Below are 17,473 nucleotides of genomic sequence, written 5' to 3' on the forward strand. Positions count from 1 at the left end.
ACGCCGCTGCTGCCTAGAGTAGGTGCAAAACAACACAGCGCCCGAAAACACGAGAGCCTCCATGAGCAGATCCACCCGAACGAGCGATACCGCAACCCACACCCAGCGTCCCCCGGCGACCGGCAGAAAGCGTCGCCCTCGCGAGGATGCCGATCTCCCGGACAGCAACCAGCAAAATGAGCTGATCGGTTTAACTGCCAACCAGCCCCTTGCAGGCCATCCGCTCGTCAGCGTGCGCGCGGCGGACCTGGCCAGCTCGGCCGGCTACCTGCTCAAGGCCGTGGGCAAGTCGCCGCTCAAAGCGGGCGCTCATCTGGGGGGCTACCTGAAGGAGTTGCGGGATATCGTCGGCGGCAAGTCCAGCATCGCGCCGAACCCGAAGGACAAGCGCTTCACCGATCCGGCCTGGCAATCCAATGCCTTCCTGCGCGCACTACTGCAGAGCTACCTGGCCGGCCAAAGTGAGATGACCCGCTTCATCGAATCCACCGACCTTGCCCCACTGGAAAAGAGCCGGGCCCGGTTCGTAGCAGCGCTCCTGGCCGATGCAATGGCGCCGAGCAACTCGCCGCTGACCAATCCGGCGGCGCTGCGAAAGCTGGTGGACACCGGGGGCATGAGCCTGGCCAGGGGCATCCGCCAATTCGGCGAGGATATGCTGACCAACCGTGGGCTACCGAGACAGGTCGACAGCACGCCGTTCAAGGTTGGGGAAAACATCGCCACGGCCAAAGGTGAAGTGGTGTTTCGCAACGAGATGTTCGAACTGCTGCAGTTCGCCCCCAGTACCGAACAGGTCTATGCACGGCCCTTGGTGATGTCCCCGCCGCAAATCAACAAGTACTACGCCATCGACCTGTCGCCAGAGAAAAGCTTGATCAAGTGGATCCAGGACAGCGGCGTCACCCTCTTCGTCATCAGCTGGCGCAATCCCACCAGCGAGCACCGCGACTGGGGTTTGTCCGATTACACGCTGTGCCTCGACCAAGCTGTGGACGTGGCGCGCAGGATCACCGGTAGCCAGGATGTGAACATGTGGGGCTCTTGTTCGGGCGGCATCACCCTGGCGGCCTATCTGGGCTGGCTGGCGGCTCGCGGCGAAGGCCACAAGGTAGCCAATACCAGCTGGGCCGTGTGTGTGCTCGACATGCCTTCGGCACTGGACGACACCACCTTGGGGCTGTTCGCCACCCCGTCCGTCCTGCGCGCGGCCAAGGCCAGTTCCCGGCGCAAAGGGGTGCTGAGTGGCCAGGGTATGGCCCGCATGTTCGCCTGGATGCGGCCCAACGACCTGATCTGGAACTACTGGGTCAACAATTATCTGCTGGGCAATAAGCCGCCAGCCTTCGACATCCTGGCCTGGAACAATGACACCACGCGGCTACCCGCCCAACTGCACTCGGACTACCTCGACCTGGTCCAGCAGAATCCCTACAGCAACCCGGGGTCCCTGGATATTGCCGGCGAGTCGATCGACATGACCCAGGTAAAGGTGGGAGCCTATGTGGTTGGCGGTACCACCGACCACATCACACCTTGGCAGGGCTGCTACGGCACCGCGCGGTTGTTTGGCGAGGACACAACATACGTACTGTCCAACGCTGGTCACCTACAGAGCCTGGTGAACCCGCCGGGCAACCCCAAGTCGTTCTACTACGCGGCGCCTGCCGCCGCCGAGACCCCGCAAGCCTGGCTGCAGGACGCCGGGGAGCGCCAGCAAGGCAGCTGGTGGCCGCATTGGCGTGAATGGATCGGGCAGCGCTCGGGCGACAGCCTGCCGCCGCCGAAGAAGCTCGGCTCGCGCAAGTACCCGCCCCTGTGCCCCGCACCTGGTACCTATGTCATGGAGCGTTGAGGCTGCCATCTTTTCCTCGAGCTGACCCCACGCCACCCGTGGGTTTCAGCGCTTTGCACAGGTGAGGATCGACCGAGCGGCGCCGATCACGCATGACCTTGGTCATCGCAATGTCAGTGGCGCAGAGCCTTGACCCGCAACGCAAGTTCCACGGCCGATGCCACACGGGCGTCGGACTTGACCGCGCAGCTTGGCCGGCAGCAGGTGCTGCGCACGGTTGACGCTATCGGCGAACTGGCCAGCGGCGTCACTGCAACGGCTGGTGAAGTAGAAAATCTGGCAGGCCGGGTCCGGGACATCAGCCAGGTGGGTCGATGTCATTCACACGGTTGCCGAGCAAACCAATCTGCTGGCACTCAACGCGGCCATCGAAGCGGCCAGGGTGGGTGAGGCAGGTCGCGGTTTTGCCGTAGTCGCCGATGAAGTGCGCAGCCTTGCGCATCGTACCCAGCGCTCGACCCAGGAAATCGAGCAGTTGGTCATGGCCATCGAACAAGGGGCCGTGCAGGCCGTCAATGCGATGCAAGGAAGTAACACCCGCGCGCACGACACCCTGGAAGTGGCACAGGCAGCGGGTCAAGCCCTCGATCAGATTGCCTGCTCGTTCGCGCAGATCAATGAACGCAACCTGGTGATCGCCAGTGCGGCCGAGCAGCAAGCGCAAGTAGCCCGGGAAGTGGATGGCAACCTCATCAATATCCGCGAACTGGCTTCGCAGACCGCTGCCGGCGCGACACAAACCAGCGCTGCAAGCCAGGAACTTTCGCGGCTGGCCGTTTCACTCAATGGTCTGGTCTCGAGATTTGTGGTTTAACCCGAGTCGATCGCAACCTATATGGCTGGCTAAGCGCCGGCCGTTTTGGCCCGCTCAAGATAGAAGTGGCGGTATCAATCGCCTCCGTTGTCGCTCCGGATCGATTGCAGCCTCCTTCCAATAGCAGACATCGGCCAGAAGCGGCCAGTCGGCACAGCCAAAAAACTATGCAGATAAATTCGCACCTCTAAAGTCCCGGAGTACGCGCCACCTAAAAACATGGCTTTGATCCAGGCTGATATTTTCGTGCACCCGACTCCGGCTGCGCACCCTACACCCTCACACCTGATCCATAGCCTCGACCACTCCCTGATCCTCACCCAGGAACCCGCCGCTTTGATGGTGCCACAGCCGCGCATAGACGCCGTTCTTCCCAAGCAATTCGGTGTGAGTACCCTGTTCGATGATGCGCCCGTCATCCATGACGATGAGCCGGTCCATGGCCGCAATCGTGGACAGCCGATGGGCTATCGCGATCACGGTCTTGCCCTGCATCATTTCATCAAGGCTTTCCTGAATGGCGACTTCGACTTCCGAGTCCAGCGCGCTGGTGGCCTCGTCAAGCAGCAGGATCGGGGCGTTCTTGAGCATCACACGGGCAATCGCGACGCGTTGGCGCTGGCCGCCCGACAGCTTGATGCCGCGCTCACCCACAAGGGTGTCGTAGCCGGTATGGCCTTGCCGGTCGCTCAGTTGGCTGATGAACCCGTCGGCCTGGGCATTGGCCGCGGCGTTGCGGATTTGCGCGTCGGTCGCATCGGGACGGCCGTAGGCGATGTTGTCGCGAATGGAACGGTGCAACAGGGAAGTATCCTGCGTGACCATGCCGATGGAGCCGCGCAGGCTGTCTTGCGTCACGTGGGCGATGTTTTGGCCGTCGATGCGAATCTCTCCGCTGTCGACGTCATAGAAGCGCAGCAGCAAGTTGATCAGCGTGGATTTTCCGGCGCCAGAGCGGCCAACCAGGCCGATTTTTTCGCCAGCGCGGATGCTCAGGCTCAGGCCATCGAGCACCTGGCGTTCGCCATTGTAGTTGAAGCTCACCTTATCGAAGATGACCGCGCCGCCGGAGGTCACAAGCTTGGCCGCATCCGGCGCGTCCTGCACCTTGGCGCCCTGTGTCAGCGTCGCCATGCCATCCTGCACGGTGCCGATGCTCTCGAACAGCGAGGTCATTTGCCACATGATCCAGTGCGACATGCCATTGATACGCAACGCCATGGCGGTGATTGCCGCTACGGCACCCGCGCCGACCTGACCCTGGTGCCATAGCCACAGGGCATAACCACCTGCAGCCATGATCAACGCCACGACCAATGCCTGGTTGACGATCTCGAACTGGCTGACCAGGCGCATCTGGCGGAAGCCGGTTTGCTTGAAATCCTCCATCGCTGCACGCGCGAAGTGCGCTTCACGATTGGAGTGGGAGAACAGCTTCACCGTCGTGATGTTGGTGTATGCGTCTGAGATACGCCCGGTCATCATCGACCGCGCATTGGCCTGTTCCTGCCCGACTTTCCCCAGGCGGGGTACGAAGTACAGCATGGCCAGACCGAACAACACGATCCAGGCAACGAAAGGCAGCATCAGTTTCAGAGCGAAGCCGCCGGCCAGTGCGATGATCGCAATGAAATAAACCCCGATCCCGGGTGCGATCTCGATAAGGGTGAATAACACGTCGCGCACCGCTAGCGCAGTCTGCATCACCTTGGTAGTGACTCGGCCGGAGAACTCATCGGAAAAAAACGAAAGGCTTTGCCGCAGCATCAGGCGATGGAAGTCCCAGCGCAGCCGCAACGGCAAGTTAATCGCCAATATCTGGTGCTGCACCATGGTACGCAGCGCCACCAGTCCGACACTGGCCACCATGACGATGCCCATGCCCCACAACACGCGACTTTCCTGCGCCGCCGCTTCACCGCCTGCCTGCCAGGTCGAGAGCAGGTCCACGACCTGCCCGAGGAAGGAAAACAGCCAGGCTTCGTAAATCGACACACCGGCACTGAGCAGCGCAAGCGCAAGGATGTAACCGCGGGCGCCCCGGGTACAGGCCCACAGGAAGCGAGCCAGGCCAGCGGGTGGCGGTGGTACCTCGTCAGGAGGAAAGGGGTCGAGTCTTCGTTCAAACGCACGAAGCATGGTGGTCTCCAAAACGATCAAGTTGAGGGGGATTCTGCCATTGATCGGTTGCTTTGAGGGTTTTGCGAAGTTGAGGTCTGGCGCTGAACAGCATAAGTCCCTTGACCGGTTACAACGCAATGCGTTGCAACGGCTAAGCTTTTTCGAAGGAACCTCGTCTTTCAAGGGAGACTTCATGAGCAGCGCCCCCCTGTCTGAACTGGATGCCGCTCTACCCGGTCTGGCTCGCAAGATTCGCGTACTGGATGCCCTGTCCTGGCCGGATGGTGTCGAGGAAGTCTTCCTGGCGCATTGGCGCGCAGGCAAAGCAGCGTTGCCTCAAGTCGAGCAGCACCCGCGCGAGCACAGCGCCGACATCGCCGCGCTGGAAGCTTTTATCGGGCGTTGCGATCAGGGGCATCCAGCCGGGAACTACCTCGCCATGACAGCGCGCAGCTATGCCACGGCTGGACGTATGCTCGGTGCGATTGGCACTCCCGCCTTCACTCAATATTCATCCGCGTTGTACCGGCGCCCGGATTTCTATTATCCGGGCCAGAAACTCAGCATGCTGGACGCGGCCCGTTTCTTCCTCACAACCACCGACGCCCTGCTGGGGGGTGCCCGGATTCCACCGACTCAGGCAGATATCCCGGCCGAGGCCTTCGCTGCCTGGATGCAGCCGGAACTGGACCGTTTCTTCGGCGAGGGCCGGGTCACGGTCGTGCTCGACCCGACCCTTGTTGCCAAGGCGATCGCCGGGTCAAGCCGCATTCGTCTGCGTAGCGGCGCACTGTTCTCTGAGCTGGACAAGAATCAGCTATTGCAACATGAGGCCTTCGTGCATGTCGCTACCGCACAAAATGGCGCGCTCCAGCCCAACCTCAAAAGCCTGGGTTTGGGAGCGCCACGCACGACTCAAACTCAGGAAGGCATTGCCACCCTGGCAGAACTGTTCACTGGCAGTATGGACATCAGCCGATTGCGCCGCCTGGCCCTGCGCGTTCTTGCGGTCCAGCAAGCGTTGGACGGCGCCGATTTCATACAGGTATTCGAGGGTTTTCTAGCCGCCGGCCAGTCGCAAGAGGAGTCCTTCCGCTCAACCCAGCGGGTCTTCCGTGGCGCCGACCTGCGTGGTGGTTCGGCATTTACCAAGGATGCCGCCTACCTGACGGGTTTGCTGGGTGTCCATACCCTGCTGCGCATCGCGATCCGCGACAATCGACCGGAACTGGTGGGGCATTTGTTTGCGGGACGCCTCAGCCTGGCGGATACCGTTCGCCTGGCTCCGCTATTCGAGTCCGGCTGGCTCCAGGGACCCACCCATCTACCGGCCTGGGCCTGCGATCTACGTCTACTCGCCGCCAACCTGGCCTTCTCCGCTTTTATCGCCCAGATAAAATTGGATGTGCTCGATCTGGAGGTGCTCATGGCCTTTGCAGATCACCACGAAAACGATGCGAGCGCCCTGTGATCACGGTGCCTGCCACTTTTTCAGGAGAGAAAAATCATGCGAAGGATTATCGCAACGGGAGCGCTCTTGCTGGCCTTGGGCGGGTGCGCAACATCACCTATGCGGGTTTCTGAAGCGCGGCCTGTGCCGGCCAGTGAGATGTACGCGTTCAAAAGCCAAGGTACGGAAGATCCGGGACGACTTACCGTTCTCCGTGATGACGGGTTTGTCGGTTCGGGATGTGACGCCGTGTTCTACATTGATGGTCAGCGCGCAGCCAAGATAGGTCCCGGTCAGAAGGCATCTTTCGTTTTGCCTGCCGGTGAAGTGAATCTCGGCACCGGGCTCGCCGAGTCTGGATTATGTGCGGGTGCCGCGATCAAAACCGTGGCGGCCAAGATCAAGTCAGGGAAAGAAGTGATTTATCGAATCAACTGGGATACGCAAGGTTTCGACTTGGGCCCGTACGTTGAATATGGACGTTGAGCCCGGACAGCTCCGGCCTGTTTCGCACGCCACCTTCAGTCAGTGATCGGAAACACCACACCACTTGTTTTATTTCAGCTCCGTTCTTATCTCGGTTCCAGGTACGAAAAGTTTACTGGGATCATCGACCTTCTTCAGGTCAACCAAGGCTCGGCAAATGCAATGTGAGAATTGTTTCTGCAACGTTTCGGGGTCTTTCCAAGCTATTTCCGATGCTTGCAAATGTTGCGCCTCGGGCGATTTATAGCAGACACAATTGTCCAGTCGGGTGACGCCATTATCATTTGTGCTCTGACAAGCAGTGGTCAGCAAAGAGATCGCGATGAGCATGACGAAACGTTTCATTGGCTCCCCTCCGAGGCTGTGGTGAAGGGCTGACGCTCAAGATCCGGCAGAATGTTGTAACCGCGTGGTGACCGCTAAACGCGGATATACGCCATGGCCATCTGCTCAATAAGCCCGACAATAGAAGGAAGCTTAGCTCTCATTTTGCGTCGCTCGATCCGCGGGCTGTCTTTGGCCGATCAAAGTCATTAAAAGGCTCGTATTCAGCACCCATTTTCTGTCCCTCCCCCACTCGGCAATTTTGCAGAGCATGGCCGCTTTGGCATAGACAACGGCTCGGCTTGATCTAGCCTTGAATGAGATCACGCGGGAGAAAAATGCCATGCCCCTCGCTCTCAGAAATCTATCCGCCCTTGCTTTGGGTGCCTTCTTTTGCGTAGCCGCGTTGGGTCAAGAGGTAGCAGACACCCATTCCCCACCGGCCATACTCCCATTGGAGTCCGAGACGGGGCCAAAACTCATTGCCTACCCGCCACTCGCCGCGCCGCTCGCCCGCGGAGTTGTCATCATCCAGTATCGAACCGAGCACGCCCGGATCATGCCGGTCTTTGGCAAAACGGCCGTTGAAGTATCACCACGACTCGGCCACCTTCACGTGACCGTCGACGACTGGAAAGGTACATGGGCGCACACCAGTGAAGATCCGATAATTTTGGTTGGGCTGACGCCAGGCGCTCACAAGGTGCTTCTTGAGGTGGCTGATCCGAGTCATAAGATTCTGACCAGTACAGAGGTGAGTTTTGTGGTTCCGGAGAAGAAACCATGAATTAACGGGTGGCTGGCTTATTTGGGTGACGCCCTTATTGAAATAAAGCTTTCACCTTTGCTCGATTGGCCGTGATGAGCAAAGGTCCTAGGACGACCATAAAATTCCTACATAACTCTCGGAATCCCTCACCTTGCCCACCGTTCCGATGAAGCTTAGAGTCCGCTGCGTCGCCCACAATGGCGACTCGGGTTTGGCGACCTGATCGATCGGATGCAAAAGCGCTGTGCTTTAATGCAAGCGCTTCTGCATGCCCGCAAAGTTGTCTTTATGGCAGCTGTGCGCGGGAGACCTTCGGGTCTGCCGGTATTCCGATCCCGGTTCGCCAACCTGCGTACAGCTGTCACCCATTCGTTTGGCGACGATTGAGGGACAGTCAACCTTTGCCTTGATCGGAGTTTCATCTATGGAAAGATACATGCCACTCACCGGAATCGACCTGATCCCGGCCTCCCTGCTCATCGACACCCAAGCCCCACTCGACGTCCTGCAATCCATGGCCGACTACCGCATCCGCACAGTAACGCAGGTGTTGGAAAACATCGCCTTCCGCGCCGAGCTCGGTTGCGACACGGTAGTGTTGACGGACTTTTCCAAACTGCTGGCCATTCCGTTGCGCGATGGCTGTGACTTGATGGATGTAATCGGCCGGCGTTTGCGGGCGCAGGCAGCGGAGTAAATGAAAACGGGCGCCTGGTCAGGCGCCCGTTTTATTTGTGGTTGGTCACTGCCCATTTTTGGTCGCTCCCAGAATATTCCCCAAGCGCCAGACCATGCAGCCGATTACGCCAAGCAACTAAGCTTTATCAGGAGGCCGTTTCGCGATTACTGAAAAATCAGGAGACGCACAATGAGCAAACAACCCCAACCCCGCAGCCGCTCCAACCCTCAACCCAGATCCCGCCCGGTCGTGTCAAACCTGCCCAGCAAAACCGGCAACAAGTCCGAGGGCTTGCGCGGCAACTACCCGCCTAAGCAGTCGAATTGAGCGTTGAGCGGTTCGTCCCCGAGCCGCGCAGCAAGGCCGACCCTCAGGACTTCTCACCTCTCGAAGCGAGGCTTCATGACCACCGGTAACCCTGCCTGAGGGCCGGCACACGCTTCGCTATTCTTGATAGAACGCGCTGCGAGGACTGTGGAATTGAAGGCCAGCGGCACGGGCGTCAGGCGCAAAGTCCTGGCTATAGAGTTGGGTTGCAGGTTGAGCAGAGGATTGAATGATGAAGATGTTACTGATGGTCGAATGCCCTAATGAACCCTTCAACTCCCTTGTCAAAACCGGGAGGGTGGGCGAAATGATTGAGCGCATTCTGGCGAGCATCAAGCCGGAGGCAGCGTATTTTACCGAGCAAGATGGCATGCGCGGCGGGATCTTTCTGGTCGACGTGAAAGAGGCATCCGACATCCCCGCTTTGGCCGAGCCCTTTTTTCTCACCTTCAATGCCAACTGCAAGTTCCGAATTGTGCTTAGCGCGGAGGATCTGCAAAAGGCCGATTTGGGAAGGCTCGGGCAGACCTGGGCGTAAGGCGCATCCATTGCCGCCATCGATAGTCACCATCGACTCAATGAAGTTCTCATAAAAAATCCGCGGCGTAAGATCGGCTCCATACCAAACAACTACACCCCGGAGCACACCATCATGAAACGCCAACTCCTTCTCAGCATCGCTTTCTCGGTTTTTGCAGTTAACGCTTTCGCCGCTTCTTCTACTCACCCAGTTGTTGCTGAAGGCGGCTCGGATCGTCTGATTGAAAGTCGTGTGGCTGAGGGTGGTTCGGATCGTCTGATCGAAAACCGTGTCGCTGAAGGTGGTTCCGACCGTTTGATCGAAAACCGCGTCGCTGAAGGTGGTTCCGACCGTCTGATCGAAAACCGCGTCGCTGAAGGTGGTTCCGACCGCCTGATCGAAAACCGCGTTGCTGAAGGTGGTTCGGATCGCCTGATCGAAAACCGCGTTGCTGAAGGTGGTTCCGACCGTCTGATCGAAAGCCGCGCTGTATAAATGAATGGCTTCACCGCGATACTCAACGAAAAGCCCGGCTTGATCAGCCTAATGCTGTTCACTTAAGCGGAGCAGCCTTACGGTCCACTGGAAATCGGGTTTTCGAAATTTTCACCGTCCTTGGTCTCGAAGGCCTTGGGCGGTGATCCAGAAACAATCCTCCTATCCCTGCTCTCAACTCAGCCAAGCGTCTTCCTGTGGCTGAAATCGGATTAGCCGCCGCCATCACGATCAGTTGCACGGCGATGTACTGACAAACGGGTTTGAAACGGATGTCCGAGGGTGGTCGGCCAAACGCCACCGCCGCCTGACTGGCCTCTCGACGAATCACGTTATAAGCCAGCAATAGCCCCCACACTTCCTGATAGATCAGCTCGACTTTTTTGCTGCGCAAGGTCATTGCGTTCTGTTGCATCGAACTCTTGATGTCCCTGAAGCCCAATTCGATTTCCCAACGCTCTTGGTAAAGTTTGGCAACGGCTTGAGTGTTGTAGGTCTTGGCCGGCAACGACGTCATGACGGTCTTCACCTTGCCTTTGATTTCATAACTGACTTCGCGTACTTCCCAGTGCGTTGGAAGAACCGGGTTTCGCTTTCTGGCCTGCGGTGAGACTTTCATACGCACTAACCTGTCGTGCTGGCTGTAACGGGCCACTTCCTCGCAGACCAGTCCCTTTTTTGCCGGGATCAACCAATGACGGTTGATGCCTGCTCCGCTCAGGCTCGACAGCAGCTCGGCACCCCAAAAACCTTTGTCGAACAGCGTCACCGAGTGGTCGGGTATCTGCTGCAAAAATTCGTCGGCCAAGCGCATTTCACTGCGTCGATAAGGGCTCAATTGAGCATCCATGATCACGTGCGAACGCACATTCATCAGGGCCACCAAGCGCAGCATCGGAAACGGCGTCTGGCGGTCGCTTGGAGTGTTTCCCGACCCGAAGTGATCTCGAAGCTCGGGCGTATCCGGAGTACGCAAAAGTGCACCGTCCACCGCGAATACCTGCAGATCATGCCAGGTATCATCGTCATAGCGCTCCGCGCCCCATTGGGTCCCGGTCTTGCGGAATAACCACTCAACAGGATCGGCACCGAGTCGCTTGCGCGCCTCGGTCACACCACTGCGGGCCAACAAGTGGTCGGTGGCCAGGCCTTGAGCGCAGATGTTCAATCGTCTGGCCACCTCATGAACCGGCTCGTCACGAAACAAGGCCATGCCGAGTACCAACCAGAGCACTTGGTCAGCGGGCAGGCGACGTCGGCGAATGGTCGCCTGACTGGAAAGATCCAGCGCAGACGCTACCCACTCGATGGGAATGTTTTGGGTGAAGGTGCTCAGGTCGCAGAAGTTGAAAAGGTCGCCGAGGTCGAGCAGATCTTGTTGAACAGACATAAAAAATCCGATGCCAGAGGTCTGGCATCGGATTTTCGGATAAGCCCGGCTTGGACTCAAATACTTAAGTGAACAGCATTAGGCTTGATCAGCCGGGCTTTTTAATGCTCTGACTTTACTCAGCCAAGCTCCCGAAAGGCAGGACAATCAAGCCCTGCGCGTGGAGCAATACGCCACAATGAGCTGAGTGACCGCTGCCACCATCGCCTGATCCGCATCTGCCGAGGTGAACAGCCGACACTGCGCATCCGGCAAATCCGGCAACCCTTGTTCAGCCCCAAGAACCGCCAGTCCGTGCCCCAACTGACTGAGTGGCATGGGCGCTACCGCGAAGCCTGCCAGTGCCGCCGCCCGCAACCCGGCAGTGCTGCTGCACAACATCGCCGTGCGCTGGGCAATCCCCGCCTGCGCCAGCCTCGTCAGTGCGGCCTCGCGATAAGGGCACGGCTCGGGGAACAGGGCCAGCGGCAACGGCGTCGGTAACCGGGTGACGGGTTGCGCCGACCAGGCCCATACCAACGGCTCTTGCCACAGTAGCAGCCCCGCTTCGCTGGTTTCGCACAGCGAACCGATGACCACCTCCAGATGCCCTTGTTTCATCAGCGCCAGTAACGAACCCGGAATGTTCACCTGCACTTCGATTTCCATCCCGGGGTACTGCGCCGCGAACGCCTGAACAGTGCGCAGCAATCGAGACTCGACAAAATCTTCGGACACCCCGATCCGCAGCCGCCCGTGAAACGGCGTGCGTGTCAGGTCTGTCCAGGCATCGCGGTTCAACGCGAGGATCGTGCGCGCATAAGAGACCAGGCGCTCGCCATCGGCCGTCAATTGCTGGGAACGGGTGGTACGCGTCAACAGGGGTTTACCAATCTGCTCCTCCAATCGCCGCACATGGCCACTGACCGCAGACTGAGTAAGGTGCAGCTTCTGCGCTGCACGGCTGAAGCCGTCTTCATCGACGACCGTGACAAAGGTCTTGAGCAGGAGAGCATCGAACATAGTTTTATACGTGATCAATCGAGTAGGAATTTACGATTTATATTTCAAATATAACTATGTTGCAATGCTCCCACCTGCCCTGCCTACCCATCATTCAAGGTGTGCCATGACGACGCTTCTCCATATTCAATGTTCTCCACGCAAGCACCGTTCGGCTTCCCTTGAAGTCGCGCGAAGCTTCATTGCGCGTTATCAAGCAAACACCCCGGAAACCGAAATCATCACCCTCGACCTCTGGAACATGGCTCTGCCGGAATTCGATGAGCTTGCGATGGAAGCCAAATACGCCGGACTCAATGGCACGCCGTTGACCCCGGCGCAACAGGACGCCTGGAACACCTTGGAAGATCTGGCTGCACACCTGCACCGGGCGGATGTACTCGTGATGTCCGTACCGCTGTGGAATTTCAGCATCCCGTACAAACTCAAGCATTTCATCGACCTGGTATCGCAGAAAGACATCCTGTTCAGCGTTGACCCGGACCGCGGTCTGGAAGGCATGCTGCACAACAAGCTCGCCGTGGTGATGTACGCCCGTGGCCTGGATTTTTCGGCGCAGTCGATCACACCGGCGGAGCGCTTCGACTTCCAGAAACCCTACGTGGAAGCCTGGCTGAAATTTATCGGCGTCACAGACGTGCATTCGGTGATTGTGGAGAAAACCATCCTGGGGGAAGACGTTGATTTGCGCGCGCGGGAGGCCGCGACTCAGCAGGCCAGGAGCCTGGCAGACAGTTTGTCGCTGGCGCTTCAGGGCCCCCTGCTGCAAATCGATTCATTACAAACCGAAAAACTTCAATAGCACGGCCCGCCCATACGCAACAGGGGCGCCTGGTGCGGCCGGTGACGGTAGAACTGACGCTCAGGAGTCGGTGCAGTATTAATAGTCAATGAGAAAAAGGCCGAGGACCCGGCGTTTGGGCGGTTGAAGGATTGGCTGGTTGCTCAGTTCAAGTGAAGTAAATAGCGAGCGTCCACACCTGTCTCCATTAATGCATTCCTAGCTATCGCCAATGGTTATAAATACCTGTCAGATTTGACAGTAGAAATGCTTCAGCTCTCGTCTTTAGTATTGAGTTTCCATGGTGAGAAGGTTTTCAAGTTGAACTTGGAAGCGTAGATGCTCTTGACCCCACAGATGAGGTGTTCGTATGGACTCGCAAGGAAGAAACGAAAACGACGCTATCTCGATGGCTCAGCCCGCTGAGGGCGCTCTGCAAGAATCGGCCAACATTCTGCGGCGTATGCGTGAACTGGCTATTCAAGCACGTAACGACTCCAGCGGTACTGCTGACCAGACCGCGACCAATACAGAATTTGCTCAGCTGTCTGACGAACTGACTCGTATATCAGCTTCCACCAATTTTAACGGCCAAAATCTGTTGGACGGTTCGGCTAACACCATGACCCTGCAAATGGGTTCCAATACTAGTACTGCCAGCGATATCGACCTTACCCTGAACTCGACGCTCTACATCGACAGCCTGCAGGTAGGTAGTCGTACTCATGTTTCGACTGGTCCTGCCGGTGATGGTAGCTCATCAAACATCGACAACGCGATCACCGCAATCGATGCTGCAATCGCTGCTATCGGTGCAACCCGTGCAAATCTGGGTGCTTCACAAAATCGTCTGACCAGCACCATCTCCAACCTGCAAAACTTCACTGAAAACGTTACTGCTGCGCAAGGTCGCGTACAAGATACCGACTTCGCCGCAGAAACAGCTAACCTGACCAAACAGCAAACTCTGCAACAGACTTCCACCACTGTTTTGGCCCAGGCAAATCAGCTGCCATCCGCTGTACTGAAACTGCTTCAGTAATATCGGATTGAGTTTTGGCGGGAGTGTGCTTGCGTGCTCTCGCTTTTTTAGTTTAAGAGGTGATGAACATAGATATGAGAGTTCAGCTGACTTTATCTTATCCAGCGGCCAGGCAGACGACGACTGTTGCAGATAGGCCTGTGGCGAAGCCTTAAGCGGGAACGGCAAACAACCATCATAACGCGCGTTCACAACCTTATGACCGCACACATCCCGCGCATCGGGTAATTCAGTAATTTTATTCGCCCAGCCATGAAATCGATCAGCATCCGCAATGAAGGCAGCATTCCTTGGGAGTCGCGTACACGGCGTAGATCATTTCCAGTAAACATATCTGAGAATCATCTGGCCGGCCTCCCCTACCTCACGGTATTTACCGACGAACCCGCCCCGCGCCCAGAGGTCAAAGCAGTTGATGGCATCGCCAATGATCAAAGGCTTCTAGCCTATTTCGTTCAAGGACGAAGCCAGTCGTTCACACACTGTAGGGTGCGCCGGATCAATTCAGTAGGCTCGGATTCTGCCGGGGGCAGGTGCAGACTGCTGCTCACATCCAATGCTCCCGTATCGGAGTACGAAAATGACTCAGTCAATGCGGTTCTTCCTATCCATGGTCCTCGCGACTGCCTCACTGGCATCAGCGAGTTTCCTGAACTCTGCCGGTGCGGCAACCGCCGAGGATCTGAATACCGACTCTCGGCAAGCGTTGCAAACGCTCTACAAAACTCAACCATTTGCCGAGACCATGTCGCACAACGCCAAAGCGATACTTGTTTTCCCGAAAATCATCAAGGCTGGCCTTGTGTTTGGTGGCAGCTATGGCGAAGGCGTTTTGTTCAAAGGCAAGACAGTTGAGGGTTATTACAACTCCGTGACCGGGTCATGGGGGCTGCAGGCAGGTGCCCAGTCGTATGGCTATGTGGTTTTCCTCATGACCGATAAAGCCGTGAACTATGTTCGCGAAACCAAGGGGTGGGAAATCGGCGTAGGGCCCACCGTCGTTGTAGTGGATGAAGGGATCTCGAAGAACCTGTCCAGTTCGACGCTGAAGGACGATGCCTACGCGTTCATATTTGACCAGCAAGGGTTAATGGCTGGAGTCAGCATCGAGGGCACGAAGATTTCCCTGATCAAGCGCTGAAAGCCGTCTATCAAGGCGCCTTGTGTTGTCTGCAAGACGCCCCGACAGTGCGTTATCACCGTCCTCGCCAAGAGGTGGCCTGATGAATCTTCTAACCAGATGCAAGGGTGTATGTATTCCTCTGGTGCTGTGCGTGGCGGTGTTGCTGACACTGGTGATTGCCTGCAGTGCATTGCCGAGGATAGTGCCCGACATGGCTCGCGCGCCCTCTGCGCCAGTGCAACTCGACGGGGTCCACGGACCTCTGTCAGCCGAGCGCAGCAAAGCCATTCTCGACCGACTCAAGTCCACAGGCGCAGAAACCAACATCTTTGATGTGCACCTCGCTATCGAAGAATCCGTTGTCGGTAGCCCGCTAACGGAAGGAAACAAGGTCGACTTGCTGCAGGACGGCCCCTCCACCTACCAGTCGATGATCAAAGCGGTGGAAGGTGCGCGCGACCACATCAACATGGAGACCTACATCTTCGACGATGATGAAGTCGGCCAGCGCTTCGCCGCCGCACTGATCGCTCAGCAACACAAAGGTGTGCAGGTCAATCTGATCCGTGACAGCGTCGGAACCCTTGGAACACCCTCAGCGTTTTTCGCTCGATTGACCGAAGCGGGCATCAAGGTGCTGGAGTACAACCCGGTCAATCCGGCGACGGCCAAAGCGGGCTGGGACGTGAACCAGCGCGACCACCGAAAGCTGCTGATAGTGGACGGCCGTATTGCCTTTCTTGGCGGGATCAACATCAGCAGCGTCTATTCGGGGGGCTCGTTCAGCTCTCACTCGAAGACTCGCCCCACTGGTGATTTGCCCTGGCGCGATACCGACTTGCGCGTCGAGGGGCCGGTGGTTGCGGATCTGCAGAAGCTCTTCATCGAAACATGGACGACCCAGAAAGGTGAACCGCTCGCCGCTCGCCAATACTTTCCGCCACAGGAGCGCAAAGGCACCGAGGTGGTTCGCGCCATCGGCAGCTCGCCAGATGAGCCGTTCAGCCTGATCTACGCGACGCTGATTTCGGCGCTGCATAGCGCGCAGACCGAGATATGGCTGACGAACGCCTACTTTGTGCCCGATCCGCAGTTGCTGGCGGCACTCAAGGAGGCGGCGGCACGTGGCGTCGACGTCAAACTGGTGCTGCCCAGCAGCACTGATTCGTCGCTGGTGTTTCATGCCGGACGCGCTTACTACAGCGAGCTTCTGAAGGCCAACGTCAAGCTTTTCGAACGCCGTGACGCGCTGCTCCACGTCAAGACGGCAGTCATCGATGGCGTGTGGTCGAGTGTCGGCTCCACCAACTTCGACTGGCGCAGCTTTCTGCACAACGATGAAGTCAACGTGGTTGTGCTGGGCACCGGGTTCGGAAAAAAGATGCAGGCGGCATTCATGGCTGATCTGGCGAAGTCGAACGAAATCAAGCTGGAAAAGTGGCAGCGCCGCTCGCTCACGGTGAAAGCCAAAGAGCAGATGGCGCGACTCTGGGAGTACTGGCTCTGAGTCGAGTGGCGCATCGCCGGGATGCGCTCTCCTGCTCCCTGATGGGTATTTCGTCAACTTACCGAGTCACCGCCGCACTCCGAGTCCCCGCAAACGCACTCGTACCCAACCAGCGCCACAAACTCTGCGCATCCTTCACCGCGCCATCCACACGCAACTCCTGCGACTGAAGCACCTCTTTCGGTGTGCGGTCCCCCGTCCACACCTCGGTCAACGCCCGCACGCTTGAATCCACAACCAGCGTCAGTTCGCGGCCCGGGTCGTCGCGACACAGATCCGCCACACCCTGCTCCACCACCAGCCACCACGCTTGCTCGCCGGGCCGCGCGTCGCGGAACGTGAACTGGATGACCACCGGTCGCGACGGAAAGGTTTCGATGCGCACGAACCGGCGCACGTCCCACATCAGCAATCCGGCGTCGAGTTGGTCGTCGCGCAGGCGGCTGCCGATCCAGCGTGCGCCCCAGTGCCCCAACGCCATGATGATGGGGCGCAGTTCTTCGCCCGCCTCGGTGAGGCTGTATTCCCAGACTTTGCCGGTGGCCGTGCGGTGTATGACGCCGATTTCTTCCAGGTGGCGCAGCCGTTGTGCCAGCAGGTTGGTGGACATCCGGGGTACGCCGCGGTGCAGTTCGTTGAAGCGTTTGCTGCCGCACAGCAGTTCGCGCACCACCAAGGGTGTCCAGCGCTCGCACAGGGCTTCAGCACCGCGCGCGACCGTGCAGAACTGACCGTAGCTCTCTTCCATCGTCTGGACTCCCGCTACTGCAACGCTTCACTTTTTGAAC

At 58.1% G+C, this 17,473-nt stretch carries 17 protein-coding genes and 2 pseudogenes; 13 read left to right on the plus strand and 6 right to left on the minus strand.

What is annotated here, in order from left to right:
* Nucleotides 1–61: 61 nt before the first annotated feature.
* Entirely contained in the window at nt 62–1,855 is a 1,794-nt protein-coding gene (locus tag ACYZT6_RS15155) for an alpha/beta fold hydrolase (protein ID WP_462027603.1), read from the plus strand.
* A gap of 102 nt (nt 1,856–1,957) precedes the next feature.
* Here ACYZT6_RS15155 and ACYZT6_RS15160 read toward each other — a convergent pair whose 3' ends face one another.
* Nucleotides 1,958–2,176 carry a hypothetical protein gene (locus ACYZT6_RS15160; RefSeq protein WP_462027604.1) on the minus strand — a complete coding sequence of 73 codons (219 nt, stop codon included), beginning with the start codon at nt 2,174–2,176 and terminating at the stop codon, nt 1,958–1,960.
* A gap of 4 nt (nt 2,177–2,180) precedes the next feature.
* Between ACYZT6_RS15160 and ACYZT6_RS15165 the strand changes: the two are divergent.
* Nucleotides 2,181–2,669 (plus strand): annotated as a pseudogene (locus tag ACYZT6_RS15165) (methyl-accepting chemotaxis protein); the annotation flags it as partial.
* A gap of 279 nt (nt 2,670–2,948) precedes the next feature.
* Here the strand turns inward: ACYZT6_RS15165 and ACYZT6_RS15170 are convergent.
* A complete protein-coding gene (locus ACYZT6_RS15170) occupies nt 2,949–4,808 on the minus strand; it encodes an ABC transporter ATP-binding protein (protein ID WP_462027605.1) in 1,860 nt (619 codons plus the stop codon).
* Nucleotides 4,809–4,983: 175 nt separating this feature from the next.
* On the opposite strand from ACYZT6_RS15170, the gene ACYZT6_RS15175 reads away from it, so the two are divergent.
* Both ACYZT6_RS15175 and ACYZT6_RS15180 read left to right on the plus strand, forming a co-directional pair.
* Nucleotides 4,984–6,261 carry a flavohemoglobin expression-modulating QEGLA motif protein gene (locus ACYZT6_RS15175; protein ID WP_462027606.1) on the plus strand — a complete coding sequence of 426 codons (1,278 nt, stop codon included), beginning with the start codon at nt 4,984–4,986 and terminating at the stop codon, nt 6,259–6,261.
* Between the two features lie 36 nt (nt 6,262–6,297).
* Nucleotides 6,298–6,726, plus strand: a complete 429-nt coding sequence (locus ACYZT6_RS15180) for a hypothetical protein (protein WP_462027607.1) — start codon at nt 6,298–6,300, stop codon at nt 6,724–6,726.
* 69 nt (nt 6,727–6,795) lie between these two features.
* Here the strand turns inward: ACYZT6_RS15180 and ACYZT6_RS15185 are convergent, their stop codons facing one another.
* On the minus strand, nt 6,796–7,071 hold the full coding sequence (locus ACYZT6_RS15185) for a hypothetical protein (RefSeq protein WP_462027608.1): 276 nt from the start codon (nt 7,069–7,071) through the stop codon (nt 6,796–6,798).
* A gap of 322 nt (nt 7,072–7,393) precedes the next feature.
* Between ACYZT6_RS15185 and ACYZT6_RS15190 the strand changes: the two genes are divergently transcribed.
* The 5 genes from ACYZT6_RS15190 to ACYZT6_RS15210 all read left to right on the plus strand — a co-directional run bounded on the left by ACYZT6_RS15190 (nt 7,394) and on the right by ACYZT6_RS15210 (nt 9,840).
* Nucleotides 7,394–7,837 carry a DUF6130 family protein gene (locus tag ACYZT6_RS15190; protein ID WP_462029956.1) on the plus strand — a complete coding sequence of 148 codons (444 nt, stop codon included), beginning with the start codon at nt 7,394–7,396 and terminating at the stop codon, nt 7,835–7,837.
* 406 nt (nt 7,838–8,243) lie between these two features.
* Nucleotides 8,244–8,516 carry a hypothetical protein gene (locus tag ACYZT6_RS15195; RefSeq protein WP_462027609.1) on the plus strand — a complete coding sequence of 91 codons (273 nt, stop codon included), beginning with the start codon at nt 8,244–8,246 and terminating at the stop codon, nt 8,514–8,516.
* 171 nt (nt 8,517–8,687) lie between these two features.
* A complete protein-coding gene (locus tag ACYZT6_RS15200; protein WP_462027610.1) occupies nt 8,688–8,825 on the plus strand; it encodes a hypothetical protein in 138 nt (45 codons plus the stop codon).
* 232 nt (nt 8,826–9,057) lie between these two features.
* Complete coding sequence (locus tag ACYZT6_RS15205; protein ID WP_462027611.1) at nt 9,058–9,363, plus strand: panthothenate synthetase; 306 nt, start codon at nt 9,058–9,060, stop codon at nt 9,361–9,363.
* 114 nt (nt 9,364–9,477) lie between these two features.
* Nucleotides 9,478–9,840: a hypothetical protein gene (locus tag ACYZT6_RS15210; protein ID WP_462027612.1), complete on the plus strand. Its 363-nt coding sequence runs from the start codon at nt 9,478–9,480 to the stop codon at nt 9,838–9,840.
* A gap of 58 nt (nt 9,841–9,898) precedes the next feature.
* Here the strand turns inward: ACYZT6_RS15210 and ACYZT6_RS15215 are convergent, their stop codons facing one another.
* Nucleotides 9,899–11,230: an IS4 family transposase gene (locus ACYZT6_RS15215; protein ID WP_462027613.1), complete on the minus strand. Its 1,332-nt coding sequence runs from the start codon at nt 11,228–11,230 to the stop codon at nt 9,899–9,901.
* Between the two features lie 147 nt (nt 11,231–11,377).
* Nucleotides 11,378–12,232: a LysR substrate-binding domain-containing protein gene (locus tag ACYZT6_RS15220; protein WP_462027614.1), complete on the minus strand. Its 855-nt coding sequence runs from the start codon at nt 12,230–12,232 to the stop codon at nt 11,378–11,380.
* 106 nt (nt 12,233–12,338) lie between these two features.
* Between ACYZT6_RS15220 and ACYZT6_RS15225 the strand changes: the two genes are divergently transcribed.
* The 4 genes and pseudogenes from ACYZT6_RS15225 (at nt 12,339) to cls (ending at nt 16,685) form a co-directional block, all read left to right on the plus strand.
* The gene (locus tag ACYZT6_RS15225) at nt 12,339–13,034 is read left to right on the plus strand and encodes an FMN-dependent NADH-azoreductase (protein WP_462027615.1); all 696 of its coding nucleotides are present in this window, start codon (nt 12,339–12,341) and stop codon (nt 13,032–13,034) included.
* A gap of 364 nt (nt 13,035–13,398) precedes the next feature.
* Nucleotides 13,399–14,055: pseudogene (locus tag ACYZT6_RS15230) on the plus strand (flagellin); the annotation flags it as partial.
* 580 nt (nt 14,056–14,635) lie between these two features.
* On the plus strand, nt 14,636–15,196 hold the full coding sequence (locus ACYZT6_RS15235; RefSeq protein WP_462027616.1) for a lipid-binding SYLF domain-containing protein: 561 nt from the start codon (nt 14,636–14,638) through the stop codon (nt 15,194–15,196).
* A 133-nt stretch (nt 15,197–15,329) separates the two neighbouring features.
* The gene (gene cls, locus ACYZT6_RS15240; protein ID WP_462027617.1) at nt 15,330–16,685 is read left to right on the plus strand and encodes a cardiolipin synthase; all 1,356 of its coding nucleotides are present in this window, start codon (nt 15,330–15,332) and stop codon (nt 16,683–16,685) included.
* A gap of 58 nt (nt 16,686–16,743) precedes the next feature.
* Here the strand turns inward: cls and ACYZT6_RS15245 are convergent, their stop codons facing one another.
* Nucleotides 16,744–17,433: a winged helix-turn-helix transcriptional regulator gene (locus tag ACYZT6_RS15245; protein WP_462027618.1), complete on the minus strand. Its 690-nt coding sequence runs from the start codon at nt 17,431–17,433 to the stop codon at nt 16,744–16,746.
* Nucleotides 17,434–17,473 lie beyond the last annotated feature (40 nt).

The organism is Pseudomonas sp. RT6P73 (assembly GCF_054897715.1).